1 protein-coding gene is annotated in these 1025 nt (G+C 40.7%); it reads right to left on the bottom strand.

Annotation, left to right across the window (positions count from 1 at the left end):
* Positions 1 to 99: 99 nt before the first annotated feature.
* The gene (locus AABK37_RS41510; protein WP_432557200.1) at positions 100 to 924 is read right to left on the bottom strand and encodes an IS982 family transposase; all 825 of its coding nucleotides are present in this window, start codon (positions 922 to 924) and stop codon (positions 100 to 102) included.
* Positions 925 to 1025 lie beyond the last annotated feature (101 nt).

Below are 1025 nucleotides of genomic sequence, written 5' to 3'. Positions count from 1 at the left end.
CTAATGACAAATTCACGGTGGTGCTACGCGCCACCGCGATTTCGACCCAATCATCACGAGCAGTCTACTAGATCGGGTTAAGGTATTAATAATTTCTTACTAAAGAAATGCTTGTTTCAGGGTAAATGCAAAAATAAATGCTTCTAGCTTCAGTAGAAACCCCTCATAGGTGACTGCATGAATCGATTTGGGGAATAGACTTGTAATCGCGCTAAACACAGTCTCAACGTAATGGCGAGTTGATTGTTTCACGTATTGATTCCAAGGCTCGTCTTGACGCTTAGAGTTCTTCTTCCTCATCACTTTCAACGCGATTTGACTCGTCTCGAAGAGGTCATCTTCCGCAGTGTAATCAGTGTATGCGGAATCACTATAAACTTCACTCCCTGGGGGTAAATTTAACGGCAATGCATTTAGCGCCCGGACATCATTCGCACTACCAGGCAAGAATACAAACTCAACAGGGATGCCACTTTTAGTCGTTAATAACTGAATTCTAACTCCATAAAAATAGCGTTTTTTTGAGGCAATATAACCCCTGTAATCAGCTGAAGTAATTAACTTGATATTGAAAATACGTATGTTGTCGCACATTGCTATAGGGAATGAATCTAAGAGATACTCAGTACAATCACTACTCTGTTTTAGTATCATTCCTATTTGATGAAATAAATCATTCATCAGCATCGAGATACCGTGTAATCGCCGATTAAAACGTGATTTTTCCAACATTTTAGGAATCAGATTATGATCTTTCATATAGTTGCAAGCCGCGCTATGATTACCACTGAAAAACATTGCCGCAATCAAAGCCGTTGTCATAATTTCTGCATCACTCATCTCTCTGCGAGCATCTTCATGATGCCCAATCGCTTTCAAGAAGTCATCAGTGATAGCATAAACAGTAATTATTTCGTTTAACATCTTCCCCTCCGTTTTTGTTCCTGGAGGGGATTTTATGATGGATACTGACCCCATACACCAGCCCGAAGCACTGGCGGTCGCATAACTAGCAACTTGGGTTA

The organism is Tolypothrix sp. VBCCA 56010, from assembly GCF_050875635.1.
Lineage (GTDB): Bacteria > Cyanobacteriota > Cyanobacteriia > Cyanobacteriales > Nostocaceae > Hassallia.
The sequence above is the reverse complement of the archived record's forward strand: the minus strand, read 5'-3'. Positions and strand labels throughout refer to the sequence as shown.